The organism is Mesorhizobium album, from assembly GCF_033977205.1.
GTDB lineage: Bacteria > Pseudomonadota > Alphaproteobacteria > Rhizobiales > Rhizobiaceae > Mesorhizobium > Mesorhizobium album.
In genome coordinates, this window is record NZ_JAVIIW010000064.1 from 1 (window position 1) to 16,339 (window position 16,339).

Below are 16,339 nucleotides of genomic sequence, written 5' to 3' on the forward strand. Positions count from 1 at the left end.
TTGGAATCAGTGGCATGATCCAAACATACCTGAAACCGCCGGGCCTCGCCTGCGCAAAGCTACGATTCACTCAATAGAATCAATCGCTTGCTGTTTATGGACGGAAACTAGTCTAGGCGCAATTCCAGGAAAAGTGTGTAACGGTTCCCCTTCTGGAATTGCGTAAAAACAAATGGTTAGCGACACCTGGACCAAGCAGGATTGCGAAAGCCGGCGGATGGAGGAATGCGATGCTGCGCCGTGACATATTCCGTGCCGGGCTTGCCGGAGCAGCGGGCCTTTTCGGTCTGCGCCAAGCGAGTGCCGCTACAGGCGAGGAGAAACTGAAGGTTGCCTATCACCTCAGCGATGCCGACGAGGTCAATTTCGTGCTCGGCAACATCAAGAACCACTATGACGGCACCGGCGGCAATGTCGAGATCGTGCTGGTCGTGCACGGTCCGGCGCTTGGCGCCTTCAAGGCCAAGAGCGCTTCCGGCGCCACGTCCAGCCGCTTTGCCGGCCTCGTCCAGCAGGGGCTCGTTCCGCAGGCCTGCGGCAACACCATGCGCGGCATGGACATCGCGCCTGCCGACCTGCTTGCCGGCTTCCAGGTCGCGGAGAAGGGCGGCGTCGTCAAGCTCGCGGAACTGCAGCACCAGGGGTATGTCTATCTCCGGCCCTGATTGCGCTGACTTGAACGCATGGCCTGCAATGGCCTACGAAAGGCAGTGCTTTGCGGAGACCATCCAACATGACGACACTTGTCATTCCCGACCTCGCCGGCAAGGCGGTGCTGGTCACCGGCGCGTCGACCGGGATCGGCGCAGCCCTTGCCCTTGCCTATGCCCGGCAGAAATGCCGTGTCGCCCTGCATTACAATTCGAGCCGGGAAGCCGCCGAAAAGCTGGCCGGGACCATCCGTGACGACGGCGGCGAAGTGTTTTTGACCCAGGGCGATTTTTCGGTTTCCCCCGACGTCGAGCGCGTGGTCGAGGAGAGCGCGAACCATTTCGGCCGGCTCGACGGGCTGGTCAACAATGCCGGCGGCATGCTCGGCCGTATTGGCTATGCCGAGCAGACCGAGGCGCATTACGACGCGGTGATGGACCTCAACGCGCGCTCGGTGCTGACCGCCTCGCGCAAGGCGATTCCGTGGCTGAAACGCCAGGGCGGCTTCATCATCAACACCACCTCGATCGCCGCCCGCAATGGCGCCGGCGGCGGCGCCGGGCTTTACGGCTCCGCCAAGGCCTTCGTCTCCAATGTGACGCGCGGCATGGCCAAGGAGCTGATCGGCTTCGGCATCCGCGTCAACGCCGTGGCGCCCGGCACCATCCTGACGCCGTTCCACGAACGCTATTCGAGCGCCGAGCAGATGAAGGCCATGGTTGCGACCATCCCGCAGGGCCGCGCCGGAACGGCGCAGGATTGCGTGGGAGCTTACCTGTTCCTGTCTTCCGACAGTTTGAGCGGTTACATCATCGGCCAGGTGATCGAGGTCAATGGTGGCCAGTTGATGCCTTAAGCCGCCGACTGCATACTTGGGCGGCGTGCAATCCGGAGGGAGAGGAAGGGCATGTTCGGACTGATCGGCAAGATGCGTGCGGCGCGCGGCCAGCGCGATGCGGTGATCGACGTGCTGCGCGAGACGACCGGTGCCCTGCCCGGCTGCCTGAGCTATATCGTCGCCACCGACCCCGCCGATGCCGACGCGATCTGGGTCACCGAAGTTTGGACCGACCAGGCAAGCCACAAGGCCTCGCTGCAACTGCCCCAAGTCCAGGCTGCGATCGCCAAGGCGCGCCCTTTCATCGCCGGCTTCGAATTCCAGGTCGAAACCCATCCGGTCGGCGGCGTCGGCCTCCCCGCTTCCGAGAAAAGTTGAGAACGAGACCGGCGAGATAGAACTTCCGCTGGAAATAGGTTCGCATTTATCCGTGACCGGTCTAAGAACCGGCTATGGATTCCCCGCCGGAACAACAGCCACCGGATCAGCCAACCATTGAACGCATGGCGCGATTGCGCCGGCGGCAGCAATGGCTGGTGCTGATAGTGTTCTCGCTGCTGTTTGCGGGTACGCTGGAATTGGCCGCCCTGCCGGCGGCGCTTTTGATCGGCCCGATGCTGGCGGCGATCCTTGCCGGCATCAACGGTGCCAAAGTGCGCGTGCCCCGCCCGCTGTTCGGCTCCGCCCAGGCCGTGGTTGGCTGCCTGGTGGCGAATTCGATCTCGGTCGACATCTTTCCGGTTTTCTACGTCGAATGGGCGCTCTTCCTCGCAGTAGTGATCGCCACCGTCGCCGCCTCCAGCCTGCTCGGCTGGCTGATCAGCCGCTGGCGCATCCTGCCCGGCACCACCGCCGTCTGGGGCTCCTCGCCGGGTGCGGCCACCGCCATGGTGCTGATGGCCGGCGCCTTCGGCGCCGACCAGCGTCTCGTCGCCTTCATGCAATATCTGCGCGTCATCTTCGTCTCGATGACGGCGGCGCTGGTGGCCAAGATGTGGGTCGACACATCCGGTGTCAAAGTGCCGCCCGTCGTCTGGTTTCCGCCGATCGAGCCTGTGGCCTTGGCCGCCACCATAGGCATCGCGATTGTCGGTGGCCTGCTGGGCAGGCTGCTTAGGCTGCCCTCGCCCTTCTTCCTCGGCACCTTCATCTTCGGCGCCGTGGTTCATCTCGGCTTCGGCGTGCCGATGCAATTGCCGCCCTGGCTGCTGGCGCTCAGCTATGCCATGGTCGGCTGGTCGATCGGGTTGAACTTCACCCGGCCGATCCTGCGCCACGCGGCACGCGCCCTGCCGCAGATCATCGCCTCGATCGTGGCGCTCATCGCTTTCTGCGGCGGGCTGGCTTTCGTCATCAGCCGCGTGCTCGGCATCGATCCGCTGACCGCATATCTGGCAACCAGCCCTGGCGGCATGGACAGCGTTGCCATCATTGCCGCCGCCGCGCGGCACGTCGACATCTCCTTCGTCATGGCGCTGCAGTCGGCCCGTTTCCTCGTCGTGCTGCTCATTGGGCCAAGCGTAGCCAAGCTGGTGGCGCGAAACGTCAGGGACTGATCCGCGGTACCAAATGCATGGGGAAACAAAGGAAATGCCCATGACCCGCCGTTTGAATGCCGTCGATCTCTCTGGCCGTGTCGCCGTCGTTACCGGCGGCGCGCAAGGCATCGGCCTTGCCGTGACCCGCCGCCTGCTGTCGTCAGGCGCAAGCGTTGCCATCTGGGACATCGACCAGGCCGCGATGACGAGCGCCGTCGCCGAACTTGCACCGCTTGGCCGCGTGGAAGTTTTCCTTTGCGACCAATCACAGATCGAGGCCGTTGACCGCGCCGCTACCGAGACCGAGCGGGCGCTTGGGTCTGTCGATCTGCTCGTCAACAATGCCGGCATTGCCGGCCCGGCCGCAACCGTGGTGGACTATGACCCTGCCGCCTGGCTCCAGATCATCGATATCGACCTCAACGGCGTCTTCTACTGCTGCCGGCGCCTGGTGCCCGGCATGATCGCCCGCAACTACGGCCGCATCGTCAACGTCGCGTCCGTGGCCGGCAAGGAAGGCAATCCCAACGCAGCCGCCTATTCGGCGGCCAAGGCGGGCGTATTGGCACTGACCAAGTCGCTCGGCAAGGAGCTCGCCGGCCATGACATCGCCGTCAACGCGCTGACGCCCTCGCCCGCCCGCACCCGTATCCTCGAGCAGCTCACCGAGGCGCAGGTGACCTACATGCTGGGCAAGGTTCCGCGCGGCCGATTCGTCGAAGTGGAGGAGGCGGCAGCCATGGTCGCCTTCATGCTGTCGGACGAGAATTCCTTCACGACAGCCGCCACCTTCGATCTTTCCGGCGGACGCGCGACCTACTGAACGCAGTCAAATCTCAGCTGATGACCAGGCTCGCGATCCGGTCGCCGTCCAGCGTGAAGGTCATGTCGCCTTCGCTGTTGAAGCCGCTGCCGGCCACCTTGATGCGCACATGGTAGGCACCATCCGACTGCGCGATGCGGACAATGTCGAGATGGGACTGCACGCCGATATTGTCAGACTGGTTCCAGCGCGCGATTTCTTCGCGGCCCCGGAAAGATCGGCCCCAGTCGGTGAGCAAGGCATCGGCGGTGAAGATCTGAAGAAAGGCCTCGCTGTCGGCAGCGTTGGGGGCCTCGACAAAGCGGCGGATGGGCTGGGGTGCGGTCATCAATCCAGCCTGTGCATCAGGTCGTCATCCAGCCAGCGGCCAAAGAAATAGACGAGCTGCTTGTGCCACCACGGCCAGTCGTGGCTGACGTCGCCGCCCCAATAGTCGACCCAGGCCGGAATGGATTTGTCGCGCAGCACCTGCTCCAGTTCCCGCGTTTCGACAAGCATGCGCTCTTCCCAGGCGCCCTGCCCGCAGCAGAAGATCAGCCTTAGCGCCCTCAGCCGCCCGAGCAGCCCCTGGTCGACGATGCCCGGCAGATAGTCGAGCGGTGAGTTGAAATAGATGTTGCCTTCCAGCGCCCGGCCGAAAAAGTCGCGGGTCGAATAAACGCCGGACAGCGAGATCACGCCGCTCGCCAACTCGGGAAAGCGGAACACGAAATTCGACGAATGGTAGCCGCCCATCGAGCATCCGCAAAACAGCGGCTTCAAGGTGCGTCCGCCATTGGCCTTGGCGGCGGCCGATTGCAGCTCCGGTAGCGCCTCCTCGCGCACATAGCGGAAATAGGCCTCGTGGCGGGCGATGCGATGAACGGGATCGCCATGCTTATCGAAGAAGGATTCGGAATCGATGCCGTCAAGCGTGAACAGCTGGATGCGGCCGGTGTCGATGAATTCGGTGAGCGCACCGACGCCGCCCGAATCCTCGAACTGGTAGAAACGCCCCTGCGAGGTCGGGAACACCACCACCGGCCGCCCGGCATGGCCGTAGCGCTTATACTCCATGTCGCGGCCGAGGTTGCGGGCGTGGCCCTTGTGATAGGAAACGTCCATCGCCTCACGCCTTTTCCGCGTGGATATAGTCGACCGCCTGGCGCAACGCCCTCTGGTCCTTCGAGCGCATCTGGTAGGCGTAGTTGCCCATGGCGCGGCTGAAGACCTCTTCGATGGCCTGGTGGTGGACGATCTTGTCGCCGTGTGCGGCTAACACGTCCTCATGGCTGTGCAAATAGTCGAGATGCCGTTTGCGACTGGCATAGGCGGTGAAATACTTGCCTTTGTAGGGGCCGCCGGCAGCGTCATTGACCACCATATTGGCCCATTCACCGTAGACGTCGATGTCGAAGGTGTAGTTGATCGCGTCCGTCATCCAGGCGCCTGGCGGGCGCATGTTGACCTCGAGCGCGATGATGCGCTTGTCCCTGGTCTCGAACAATTCGATGTGGAAGAAGCGCTCGCGCACGTCGAACGCCTTGAGGATCTTGCGGCCCGCCTCCTCGACCGCCGGCGTGATCTCCGGAAAGCAGGTGTAGCTCATGTGGCGGTCGCGGTTGACCACTTCCATGACGCTCTGATCGTAGCGGTGGCTCGCCGCCAGCACCACCTCGCCGTCGCGGTTGACCAGCCCGTCATAGGTCACCACCAGACCTTCGATGAACTGCTCCATGACGAAACTGACGCCCTCGGGCTTGTCCCTGAAGAACTGGTCGAGTTCCCTGGCGTTGGAGATCTTGAATGTGTTCGACGCGCCGGAGCCAGAATCCGGCTTCACCACCACCGGATAGCCGACCCGGCGGATGAAGGTCATCGCGCCGGCGCGATCCGAGCATTTGCGTTGCGGAATGGTCTCGACGCCGCTCTTGCGGAAGAAAGCGCGCATGCGGCTCTTGCGCTTCAGATTCTTCACGAAATCGAGCTTGGTGCCGAATATGTTGAAGTCGGTGCGGATGTTGGCCTCGAGCTCCAGCCAGTGCTCGTTCAAGGATTCGAAGCGGTCGATGCGGCCCCATTTGTGGATGAAATGCCCCATCGCCCGGAACACGGCATCGTAATCTTCCATGTCCGCGACGCGATAATATTCCGAAAGCGCCGCCCGCAACTTCCCGCTCAGCGTCTCATAGGGCGCGTCGCCGATGCCGAGCACGGCGGCGCCGGCCTTCTTCAGCCGGTCGCAGAAATCGGCGCCGTTGGCCGGAAAATGCGGCGAGAAGAACACGAAATTCATGCACGACCTCCCCTGAGATCAGATCCTCCGGGAGCGAGTGTGGCGCATTTGCCCGGTGCGGGGAAGAGCTTGCGCCTCACGCGGCCGGGCCGACTTGCCTCCAGATGCCCGCTCCTGTAAGAGAGCCGGCATGACCACGCGCAGCCGCTCCGTCGCTTCTCCTCGCCCCGGCTTTGCCGGCGAGACCGTGCGCGCGCTTGCTTCGACCCTGCTTCTTCTCGGCCTTATCGGCGATCGCCGGGTTCGCTGAAGGAGCGCCCGGCGGTCGAAAACCGCCGCTCGAGGCGCATGCTCCTTGGCCAGGATTGGCAAGTCACATCAAGCGAACGAAACTATGGTAAAGGCGCCGCTCGGCACCAAACCGCCTGAGGGCGGTCAGACGAGCCGCCGGGAGAAACGACGATGAATAGACGAGAAGAAATCCGCACCGGAGAGCCCGAAGCGGGCGCGCAAGCGACCGGGCACATGCCCGGTGCCCCCCGCAAGTACCAGCCCTACCCGACCGTCAACCTCGCCGACCGCACCTGGCCGTCCAAGGTTATCGAGAAGGCGCCGATCTGGTGCTCGGTCGACCTGCGCGACGGCAACCAGGCGCTGATCGACCCGATGGGCCACGAGCGCAAGGCGCGCATGTTCGCGCTGCTGCTCGACATGGGCTTCAAGGAGATCGAGATCGGCTTCCCGTCTGCCTCGCAGACCGACTTCGACTTCGCCCGCTGGTGCATCGAGGAAGGCGGCGTGCCGAACGATGTATCTCTCCAGGTGCTGGTGCAGTGCCGGCCCGAGCTGATCACGCGGACCTTCGAAGCGCTCAAGGGCGCGCATCGGCCGATCGTGCATTTCTACAATTCGACCAGCGAGCTGCAGCGCCGCGTGGTCTTCGAGAAGGACGTGGTCGGCATCAAACGGATCGCCACCGACGCCGCCAAGATGATCACCGACATGGCGGCCAAGGCCGGCGGCGGCTACCGTTTCGAATATTCGCCGGAGAGCTTCACCGGCACCGAGCTCGAGGTCGCGCTCGATATCTGCAACGCCGTCACCGAGATCGTGAAGCCGACGTCGGACAACAAGCTGATCATCAACCTGCCCTCGACGGTCGAGATGTCGACGCCCAACGTCTATGCCGACCGCATCGAATGGATGTGCCGCAATCTCGACAACCGCGACAAGCTGATCATCTCGCTGCATCCGCACAATGACCGCGGCACCGGCATCGCCACCACCGAGCTCGGCCTGATGGCGGGCGCCGACCGCGTCGAAGGAACGCTGTTCGGCAATGGCGAGCGCACCGGCAATGTCGACATCGTGACGCTCGCGCTCAACATGTACACGCAAGGCATCGATCCCGAGCTGGACTGCTCCGACATCAACCGGATGAAGGACGTCTACGAATATTCGAACCAGCTGAAGATCCCCGAGCGCCACCCCTATGTCGGCGAGCTCGTCTACACCGCCTTTTCCGGCTCGCATCAGGACGCCATCAACAAGGGCATGAAGGCGCTGCGCAAGGCCAACACGCCGCTCTGGGAAGTGCCTTACCTGCCGATCGATCCGGCCGATGTCGGCCGCACCTATGAGGCGATCATCCGCATCAACTCGCAGTCCGGCAAGGGCGGCATCGCCTATGTGCTGCAGGCCGACTACGGCCTCAACCTGCCGCGCAACCTGCAGATCGAGTTCAGCCAGGACATCCAGGCGATCACCGACGCCGAAGGCAAGGAAGTGCCGGCCAAGCGCATCCACGAGCGCTTCCTCGAAACCTATGTCGATCAGCCGGGCGCCAGGCTGAAATTCCTCGACCATCGCACCTATCCCGACACCGAGGTGAAGGGCCGTCGCGTGGTGGAGGCGGAGATCCTCGACAACGGCAAGGAAGTGACCATCACCGGCACCGGCACCGGCCCGATCGACGGTTTCGTCGACGCGCTTTCGCGCCATGTCGGCGTGGAGATGTCCGTGCTCGACTATTCCGAGCATTCCTTGCAGCGCGGCTCGAACGCCTCGGCGATTTCCTATGTTGAGATGGAATATCCGGGCGGCAAGCTGTTCGGCGCCGGGATAAACACCAACATCGTTGCCGCCTCGCTGGAAGCCGTGGTTTCGGCCACCAACCGCATCCTCGGCCGCAAGGCCGGCTGATTGTCGAAGCCTCTCTGAGCGTGGCGCGTTCACCGGAACGCGTCACGCTTCATGGCTGGCGCGATGTGACTGGCTGGCCGCGTACAAATTCATTAACCGGCGGGTAAATTTGCGGTGACTTACGCGATCGCCTAATAGAAGTTTTCTTGTCTGCCGGCGCAGACGCTATATTATCATCTACTAACCTGTGCCGACTTCGAAAGGTTCGACACTTGGAGCCTGCCACGCCTGCCGCCCCCGCAGTGCGCGAGACATTGGAGCGACTGCTTGCCAGCGAAACGTTCGGACGCTCCGAGCGTGCCCGCAGGCTGTTACGCTATCTCGTCGAGCGCGAGCAGGCCGGCGAAGCCGACAGGCTGAAAGGCCTGTCCATCGCCATGGACGTGTTCGGCAAGGATCGCGATTTCGATGCCGCGACCGATGCCGTGGTGCGAGTCCAGGCCGGGCGGCTGCGTGAACTTCTGGATCATTATTTCGCCAATGAGGGCATCGCCGAGCCGGTGCGCATCGCCATCCCGCGCGGCGGCTATGTGCCTTCCTACGAGCTGAATGCCATCCGGCTGCCCGCCGAAGCCAAGCCTGCCGATACCGGCGAGGCCGCTTCACCTTCGGCCGAGCATTTCGAGACTCCCGCACCCGCCGATGCCGCGCCGCTGATAGCTGCGGGGACACCCGCATCCGCCCCGTCGCTGACGCGCCAATTGCGCTTCTTCTGGGCAGCAATGGCCCTCATAATCGCCATGCTGGGTGTCCTTGTCGTCCGCCAGGGCAATGCCTTTCTGCACAGCGACGACGCGGCCGCGCCGGTCGAAACGGCAGGCGCCACCGGCAGCGTCGCGGCGCAACCCTTCGAGAACCTGCCTTTGATCTACATGGCCATCAAGGCTGATGGACCGGAGGCGGCCCGTGTCGCCTCCTCGCTGCGCGCCGGCCTTGCCGGCTTCGACACCATAGATTTCATCGGACGCGACGCCGATGCGGCACGGGACGCTTCCGCCGATCCGGTCAGCTTCGTTTTCGATATTATTCCTGGACCTGCCACCGGCGACGTCATGATCGAATTGCAGAGCGTCGCGACGGGACGGGTCCTGCTGTCACGCAACCTCACCCCACCCGAAAACGCGCCCGGGGCGGTCGAAAGCAGCATCGCCAGCCTCCTGACCTCGACCGTGCCCGCTTCGGGCGCGATATACAGCTATCTCGACCAGAGCGACATCCGGACCAGCCAGATCGAATGTCTGGTCCTCGACGACCGCTACTATCTCGACCAGAGCGCCAAGACGCACGAAGCGGCGTATCGCTGCCTGGAAAAGCTGGCCGGCGAAGGCACGAAATCGTCGCTCGTCTACTCGGAGCTCGCTTCGCTGCATCTGGAAGCCGTCAACAACCACTACGCCTATCCGCCCGGCGCATCGATCGAACAGGCCATGTCGTTTGCCCACCGCGCCATCCAGATGGGGCCGATGAGCCCGCATGCGCATCGCGCCTATGGCTACCTCAATTCGCGTCTCGGCAACACGGACGAAGCGATCCGCTGGATGCGCAAGGCCTATGAGCTCAACCCTTATGATCTCGGCATGGCTGCCGCCTATGGATACGGTCTGGTCTTCGCCGGCAGATATCAGGAAGGAACGCCGATCCTGGCCCACGCCGTCGAGACCTTCAGCGGCCACCCCACCTGGTGGGACTACGGGCTCTTTGTCGGAGCCTTCATGCAGGGCGACACGAAGAGGGCCGCGATTGCCAGCGAGTCGCTGAGAACCACGGCATCCAAATCGCATTACCTGGCCGCACGCCTGATCGGCGCCAAGATCTCAGGCCGCGACAAGCTCGCGAGCGAGCTGGCGAACGAACTGACAGCCGAATTCCCGAAATTTGCCGCCAATCCGCGAGCGATATTCGTCGACAGGAAATATCCCGCCGATCTTACCGACCGACTCGTGCAGTCCTTGCGTTCGGCCGGGATCGGCAACCCGAGCTGAGCGATCGCGGGCCGTTCGCTCGCACCGATTCCGAATTGGGTTCGATACCCGCTGTTGCCAGCTTCGGCAAAGCATGATGCCGAAATTCAATAAGTATTAGGGCTTGCTTCCGCTTTCAGTTTGGACTCACATAACCCCGTCGCGAAAATTTTACTTTCTATCGGTCCACCCAGGGAGCAATTCAGCCGCAATAAGGAATTGCCGCCCGTCTTGCCTCCTAGCGAATGAATTTGATTAAATTTGATGCTTCCCTCCCTTCATGTCGCCGAAAGCGGCACCGGCTCGAAGACGATCGTCTTCCTGCACGGCTTCGGTAGTTGCCATTCGATCTGGCGCGACGTGATTGCGCGGTTGGCGCCGAGTGTGAGGGCATTGGCCTATGATCTGCCCGGCCATGGATATTCCCTGGAGTACCAGGACGCAGGCGGCGCCAGGCATGCAGCGCTGGCCATCCTCGCGGATCTGGCCGCTCGCGGGCTCGGCAAGGTCCACCTCGTCGGCCATTCCATGGGCGGTGCAATCGCGACATTGATGGCGCTCGCCGATCCTGAAAGGGTGGCCACGCTGACCTTGCTGGCGCCGGGCGGCTTCGGCCCCGAGATCAACGGCCCGCTGCTGCGCCGCTATGCCGCCGCAGTCGACAGGACCGAGATCGGCGCTTGCCTTGCCGCGATGTCGGGACCGCGAAGCGTGCCTCCACGCAATGTGGTGGACGCGCTTTTCCAAATGCGCGAACGACCGGGCCAATTGCAGCGGCTTGTCAAGGCCGCGGCCGCGATGACGAAAGGCGAACGACAAGGGACCATCCCGCGGCAACAACTCGACACCCTCAACATGCCGGTTTTGGTGGTTTGGGGGACGGACGATCCCGTCCTGCCCGTCCACCAGGCCGAAAGTTTGCCGTCGCATTTCCACCTGCATCATGTGCTGGGGGCCGGCCATATGCTGGTCGAGGAAGCGCCTGACCTGATTGCGGAGATTGTGCGCCGCAACACACGCCGCCGCGGCAGGGCCCAGCGGCCGGCGTTAAAGCATGTCTCCCGAAAGGGGGGAACCGGTTTCGGGATTAAGACATGCGTAAAATCAAAAACCTAAAGCGCATGGAGCGAATCTGAAAGATCGCGACGCGCTTTAGGCGTGGCGGCAAGCTGACCGGCGCCATCCAGAGTGCATTTTGCCGGCGACTGTGTTAACTCGCTGTTAACCAACAACGAGGCAGTCGCCATGAAGGATTCAGGCGAGAAAATCACCCCGATCGAGCCGTCGCAGAGGCTGGCGGATGCGATTCGCGACGTCAAGAACGCCTTCGCCGACCGCGACGACGTGGTGGTCGACATGCGCGAAGCGCATCGCATGCGGCTCGAACTGCTGGCCGCCGAACTCGCTCCTGTCTTCGCCGGCGTGCCGGCGGACATCGATAATTTCGACTTCGCCGTCTCCTCTGGCCTGCAACCACGGCTGTGGATCGATGCCGTCAGCCATGTCGCCATGGGGCGGGATCGCCGCACCTTCCGCTTCCTCAAGGACACGCGCATCGGCCGCATGGTGCTGGCCGAATCGATCGATATGAAGCCCGTAGCGGACGCCGTGACGCGCTACGTGGCCGAGCGTGTCGTCGAGCGCCAGCGGATGATGGAAGGCGCGGTCGAGAGCGCCGTGCCCGGCCTGCACCGCGCCGAGGTCCAGGAAGCCGAGCCGCCGTTGCGATCCGCAACGCGCCGCAACGGCTGGACGACCTTCTTCGCCGGCCTTGGCTTGATCGCCGCCGGCGCCCTGGTCGGCCTGGCGGTGTCGCTCGTGCTGTTCTGGGACCGCATCGCCCAGATGAAGATCAGCTTCTGACGAGCTCACGAACCACCGGCATATCGGCGCCGAGCTCTATCACCTGGAGATCCGACGGCGGCAGCGCCGGGCCGGTCAGGCCGCGCCGTGTCAGGCGGATGTTCCAGTTGCCCTTTTCCCCGCCTATCTCGAACAGATTGTACTGAGCGGCAGGATGCTTGCCGCCCGGCGCCTGGCCGGCGGCGGCCACACCGACAACCGGCACTTTTGCGCCGCGCGGGCCGATGGTGAACAGCGAAGGCAGATGCGAATGGCCGTGCAGGACAAGCTCGGCGCCGTGCCGGCGGATGACCTTGTGGAAGCGCGCGATGCCGAACAGCCGCTTATGCTGCGAGACCGCGCCGCGCACCGGCGGATGGTGGATCATGATGGCGCGAAACAGCCCTTGCTTTGCCGTGTCGTCGAGGGTCTTGCCGAGCCGCTCCGCTTGGCCCTCCATGAAGAAGCCGTTGGCCATGAAGGGCGCGGTGGCCCGCGCCGTCGTGACGCCGATCAGCGCGACGTTGCCGCGCACGCGCAGATACGGAAAGGAATTGCGGTCGACCGGACTGTTGACGCCGTCGCCCGTCATCCACGGCGCCCACGACCGGCAGACCTTGTCGAAGGCGCCCGGCACATAAGCGTCGTGATTGCCCGGCACCACCGACACGTCGTCCGGCGACCCCAGCGTCTCCAGCCAGTGCTTCGCCATCTCGATCTCGCCGTCGAGCGCCAGGTTGACGAGATCGCCGGTGACGGCGAGGTGGTCGGGCGCGTTTGCCTTGATATCGGCAACGATCGTGTCGATGACAGCGTCATGCATATGCCGGCGGCGGTTGCGCTGCCAGTTGACGTAACCCAGCACGCGCTTGGACGCGAGGTCGCGATAGGTTACATCGGGCAGCGGCCCCAGATGGACATCGGAAATATGCGCGAGCCTGAACATGATCCCTTCTTAAGCGACGCGCTCGGGGCTTTCCACTCACCGTTTGCTGTCCGCTTGCGGTTTCTTGGATGACCGGCGCGGCCGACCCGGAACATGCGTTCCGCCAGACCGGCTGGCCGGGACTGCGCGCAAGGTTGTTCCATTTCTATTTCCTGCTGCGGCGGCCGATGACGCTTGGCGCGCGCGGCCTGGTCTATGACCGAAGCTCCAATTCGGTCTTCCTCATCCGTCACACCTATGTTCCGGGCTGGCAATTGCCGGGCGGCGGCGTCGAGGTGGGCGAGACGCTCGTGGAAGCGCTGGCCCGGGAATTGGCCGAGGAAGGAAACATCGCGCTGACGGCCCCGCCGGTGCTGAAATCGATGCATTTCAACCGCCGATCCAGCCGCCGCGACCATGTCGGCCTCTTCCTGATCGAAGCCTTCAGCCAGACGGCGCCGAAAATGCCGGACCATGAGATCGCCGAAGCGGCGTTTTTTCCGCTCGACCGTTTGCCCGAAGAGACAACTCCTGCAACGCTGCGGCGGATCGCCGAAATTTTCGGCGGCGAGCAGGCCTCCGGCTACTGGTAAGTCAAGCCGCTTTCCGGAACCGGCCGCGATCGTGCGGCGCTGCATAGTCCAGTTCCGGTCCCACCGGGATAATCCCCGTCGGATTGATCGATTTGTGGCTGCCGTAATAGTGCGACTTGATGTGATGAAGGTTGACCGTCTCTGAGACGCCGGGCACCTGGTAGAGGTCGCGCAGATAGTTCGACAGGTTCGGATAGTCGGCGATGCGGCGCAGATTGCATTTGAAGTGGCCGACATAGACCGGATCGAAGCGCACCAGCGTGGTGAACAGCCGCCAGTCGGCCTCGGTGATGCGCTCGCCGACCAGATAGCGCTGCTTCGACAGCCGCTCCTCCACCGTATCGAGTGCCGAGAACAGCTCGCCGAATGCCTCTTCATAGGCTTCCTGCGTGGTGGCGAAGCCGGTCCGATAGACGCCGTTGTTGATCGCTGGATAGACCAGCGCGTTGATCTTGTCGATCTCTGGACGCAAGGCGGCCGGATAGAAGTCGAGGCTCGCATCGCCCCATTCGTCGAAGGCGGAATTGAGCATCCGGATGATCTCGGAAGACTCGTTGTTGACGATGGTTTCCTCTTGTCTGTCCCAAAGCACCGGCACCGATACCCGGCCCGAATAAGCTGGATCGGCCTTGGCATAGATCTGGTGCAGATATTCGAGGCCGTAGAGCTTATCGCCGGTGGCGCCGTCCTCGGCTTTGAAGGTCCATCCGTTTTCGCCCATGAAATGGTGCACCACGGAGACGGAGATGATGCCTTCGAGCTTCTTCAAGACGCGGAAGATCAGCGTGCGATGCGCCCATGGGCAGGCGAGCGAAACGTAAAGGTGATAGCGGCCGGGCTCCGCCTTGAAGCCGCGCTTGCGTCCTTGCGCCGGCACGCCGTCGCGCGTCACCCAGTCGCGCCACTGCGCTTCGGCGCGCACGAACCTGCCGCTGCTGTCGGCAACGGTCGACCTGTCCTGCCATTTGCCTTCGATCAGCAATCCCATGCGAAAATCTCCTGCAGTTGCATGAGATTTAGGGGCATGGCCCGGAATGTCGAAGCCCTCGGGCGCTGAACAGTTCGTCAAACGACGCACCAGACCGTCAAGCCGCGGAAAGAAAAGGTCAAAAGCTCCGATTGCAGGCGAACAAAATTGGTGCTAGCGGAAGCGCCCATGTTCGACTTTGCCTCGATCCGGTTCGACCGACGACGAAAGGGCGCCCGCGCTTGACGAAGCGCTGACTGGCGAACGCTGCCGCTTGCAGCAAACCTTTCCCCGCATACCGGAACGCAAAGACCATGAGCCTTGCCGACGTGAAATATCTGCCGGAAACCCCGGCGCACGATCCTGAAATCGAAGCCATCAACGACGAAGCCTTCGGGCCGGGACGCTTCGCGCTTGCCGCCTACAAGATCCGCGAGGCCGGCGGGCATGACCGCTCGATGTCCTTCGTCGCAGTCAAGGAGGATATGGTGATCGCCTCCGTGCGCATGACGCGTGTCGCGGCAGGGGCCGGCCGCGCCATGATGTTGGGTCCGCTGGCCGTGCGTCCGACCTTCAAGAATTTGGGCATCGGCCGCCGGCTGGTCGCGATCGCGCTCGAAGCTGCTGCCAAGGCCGGCGCGCCGGCCGTCATGCTGGTCGGCGACGAGCCCTATTACGGGCCGCTCGGCTTCAAGCGCTTCCCGCGCGGCCAGATCACCATGCCGCGCCCGGTCGACCTCGACCGGTTGCTCCATCACGAGATCAAGCCCGGCGCGGTGGCTCGGTTCGTCGGCGAGGTCTGCCATGCGGACACGGCCCGCCTGCCCGAGCATCTTCCGGCCATGGCGTGACCCACGGGTCAAATCGCGCAGCGATTTGATCCCGCCAATCGCGAAGCGATTGATCCCGTCAATCGCCGGCGTAATCGATCCCGTCGATCGGGCGCCTCAATCGATCTTGTTGCGCCTCCCGGGCGGGCTTCGTAGCATGATGCCAAATCCTGGGAGGACGCCTGCATGAACCCGAATGGCCAGATCGCAATCGTCACCGGCGGGGGCTCCGGCCTCGGCGAAGCGACGGCGCGCGCCCTTGCCGCCAAGGGCGCCAAGGTTGCGATACTCGATGTCGGTGTCGAGCGCGCTGCGAAGGTGGCTGCCGATATCGGCGGCATCGCGGTTCAATGCGATGTGAGCAGCGGCGACAGCGGCACCGCCGCCATTGCCGAGGTAGCAGCAAAGCTCGGTGAGCCGCGCATCCTCGTCAACTGCGCCGGCATCGCCATTGGCGTGAAGACGATCGGAAAGGACGGTCCGCATCCGCTCGACCAGTACCGCAAGGTGATCGAGATCAACCTGATCGGCACCTTCAACATGATCCGCCTCGTCGCCGATCGTGCTGCGAAACTCGACCCGCTCGACGGCGGAGAGCGCGGCGTCATCGTCAACACCGCCTCGGTCGCGGCCTATGACGGCCAAATTGGCCAGGCCGCTTATTCGGCCTCCAAAGGCGGCGTCGTCGGCATGACGCTGCCGGTGGCGCGCGACCTCGCCCGCTCCGGCATTCGCGTCTGCACCATCGCTCCGGGCATCTTCAAAACGCCGATGATGGCCGGCATGCCGCAGGAGGTGCAGGATTCGCTCGGCGCCTCGGTGCCCTTCCCGCCCCGCCTCGGAGAGCCCACGGAATATGCAGCACTTGCCCTCCACATCGTCGAGAACCAGATGCTGAACGGCGAGACGATCCGCCTCGACGGCGCGATCCGCATGGCGCCGAAATAGAAGGCA

The 16,339-nt window shown here is 63.5% G+C and carries 17 protein-coding genes; 12 read left to right on the forward strand and 5 right to left on the reverse strand.

Annotation, left to right across the window (positions count from 1 at the left end):
- Positions 1 to 230 precede the first annotated feature (230 nt).
- The 5 genes from RFN28_RS31690 (at position 231) to RFN28_RS31710 (ending at position 3,850) form a co-directional block, all read left to right on the forward strand.
- Positions 231 to 665: a DsrE family protein gene (locus RFN28_RS31690; RefSeq protein WP_320291098.1), complete on the forward strand. Its 435-nt coding sequence runs from the start codon at positions 231 to 233 to the stop codon at positions 663 to 665.
- A 68-nt stretch (positions 666 to 733) separates the two neighbouring features.
- Entirely contained in the window at positions 734 to 1,507 is a 774-nt protein-coding gene (locus RFN28_RS31695; RefSeq protein ID WP_320291099.1) for an SDR family NAD(P)-dependent oxidoreductase, read from the forward strand.
- Positions 1,508 to 1,558: 51 nt separating this feature from the next.
- The gene (locus tag RFN28_RS31700) at positions 1,559 to 1,867 is read left to right on the forward strand and encodes a putative quinol monooxygenase (protein WP_320291100.1); all 309 of its coding nucleotides are present in this window, start codon (positions 1,559 to 1,561) and stop codon (positions 1,865 to 1,867) included.
- A 74-nt stretch (positions 1,868 to 1,941) separates the two neighbouring features.
- On the forward strand, positions 1,942 to 3,045 hold the full coding sequence (locus tag RFN28_RS31705) for an AbrB family transcriptional regulator (protein WP_320291101.1): 1,104 nt from the start codon (positions 1,942 to 1,944) through the stop codon (positions 3,043 to 3,045).
- Positions 3,046 to 3,097: 52 nt separating this feature from the next.
- A complete protein-coding gene (locus RFN28_RS31710; RefSeq protein ID WP_320291129.1) occupies positions 3,098 to 3,850 on the forward strand; it encodes an SDR family NAD(P)-dependent oxidoreductase in 753 nt (250 codons plus the stop codon).
- A 13-nt stretch (positions 3,851 to 3,863) separates the two neighbouring features.
- Here the strand turns inward: RFN28_RS31710 and RFN28_RS31715 are convergent, their stop codons facing one another.
- The 3 genes from RFN28_RS31715 to RFN28_RS31725 are packed head-to-tail and all read right to left on the reverse strand — an operon-like array spanning position 3,864 to position 6,125.
- Positions 3,864 to 4,178: a nuclear transport factor 2 family protein gene (locus RFN28_RS31715; protein WP_320291102.1), complete on the reverse strand. Its 315-nt coding sequence runs from the start codon at positions 4,176 to 4,178 to the stop codon at positions 3,864 to 3,866.
- Positions 4,178 to 4,954, reverse strand: a complete 777-nt coding sequence (locus RFN28_RS31720; protein WP_320291103.1) for an esterase family protein — start codon at positions 4,952 to 4,954, stop codon at positions 4,178 to 4,180. Before RFN28_RS31720 ends, RFN28_RS31715 begins: the two co-directional genes overlap by 1 nt.
- 4 nt (positions 4,955 to 4,958) lie before the next feature.
- Complete coding sequence (locus RFN28_RS31725) at positions 4,959 to 6,125, reverse strand: ATP-grasp domain-containing protein (RefSeq protein ID WP_320291104.1); 1,167 nt, start codon at positions 6,123 to 6,125, stop codon at positions 4,959 to 4,961.
- Positions 6,126 to 6,590: 465 nt separating this feature from the next.
- Here RFN28_RS31725 and leuA point away from each other — a divergent pair, with 465 nt between their 5' ends.
- The 4 genes from leuA to RFN28_RS31745 all read left to right on the forward strand — a co-directional run bounded on the left by leuA (position 6,591) and on the right by RFN28_RS31745 (position 12,091).
- On the forward strand, positions 6,591 to 8,267 hold the full coding sequence (leuA, locus tag RFN28_RS31730) for a 2-isopropylmalate synthase (RefSeq protein ID WP_320291131.1): 1,677 nt from the start codon (positions 6,591 to 6,593) through the stop codon (positions 8,265 to 8,267).
- A 212-nt stretch (positions 8,268 to 8,479) separates the two neighbouring features.
- On the forward strand, positions 8,480 to 10,249 hold the full coding sequence (locus RFN28_RS31735) for a tetratricopeptide repeat protein (protein WP_320291105.1): 1,770 nt from the start codon (positions 8,480 to 8,482) through the stop codon (positions 10,247 to 10,249).
- A 243-nt stretch (positions 10,250 to 10,492) separates the two neighbouring features.
- A complete protein-coding gene (locus tag RFN28_RS31740) occupies positions 10,493 to 11,344 on the forward strand; it encodes an alpha/beta fold hydrolase (protein ID WP_320291106.1) in 852 nt (283 codons plus the stop codon).
- A gap of 129 nt (positions 11,345 to 11,473) precedes the next feature.
- Positions 11,474 to 12,091, forward strand: coding sequence for a hypothetical protein (locus tag RFN28_RS31745; RefSeq protein WP_320291107.1), 618 nt, complete (start codon positions 11,474 to 11,476; stop codon positions 12,089 to 12,091).
- On the opposite strand, the gene RFN28_RS31750 is transcribed toward RFN28_RS31745, so the two are convergent.
- On the reverse strand, positions 12,081 to 13,016 hold the full coding sequence (locus RFN28_RS31750) for a metallophosphoesterase family protein (RefSeq protein ID WP_320291108.1): 936 nt from the start codon (positions 13,014 to 13,016) through the stop codon (positions 12,081 to 12,083). The two genes, RFN28_RS31745 and RFN28_RS31750, sit on opposite strands and share 11 nt — an antisense overlap.
- Positions 13,017 to 13,084: 68 nt before the next feature.
- Between RFN28_RS31750 and RFN28_RS31755 the strand changes: the two genes are divergently transcribed.
- A complete protein-coding gene (locus RFN28_RS31755) occupies positions 13,085 to 13,588 on the forward strand; it encodes an NUDIX domain-containing protein (RefSeq protein ID WP_320291109.1) in 504 nt (167 codons plus the stop codon).
- A gap of 1 nt (position 13,589) precedes the next feature.
- Here the strand turns inward: RFN28_RS31755 and RFN28_RS31760 are convergent, their stop codons facing one another.
- Positions 13,590 to 14,576, reverse strand: a complete 987-nt coding sequence (locus RFN28_RS31760) for a glutathione S-transferase family protein (RefSeq protein ID WP_320291110.1) — start codon at positions 14,574 to 14,576, stop codon at positions 13,590 to 13,592.
- Between the two features lie 293 nt (positions 14,577 to 14,869).
- Here RFN28_RS31760 and RFN28_RS31765 point away from each other — a divergent pair, with 293 nt between their 5' ends.
- On the forward strand, positions 14,870 to 15,406 hold the full coding sequence (locus RFN28_RS31765; protein WP_320291111.1) for a GNAT family N-acetyltransferase: 537 nt from the start codon (positions 14,870 to 14,872) through the stop codon (positions 15,404 to 15,406).
- A 165-nt stretch (positions 15,407 to 15,571) separates the two neighbouring features.
- On the forward strand, positions 15,572 to 16,333 hold the full coding sequence (locus RFN28_RS31770; RefSeq protein WP_320291112.1) for a 3-hydroxyacyl-CoA dehydrogenase: 762 nt from the start codon (positions 15,572 to 15,574) through the stop codon (positions 16,331 to 16,333).
- Positions 16,334 to 16,339: the final 6 nt, after the last annotated feature.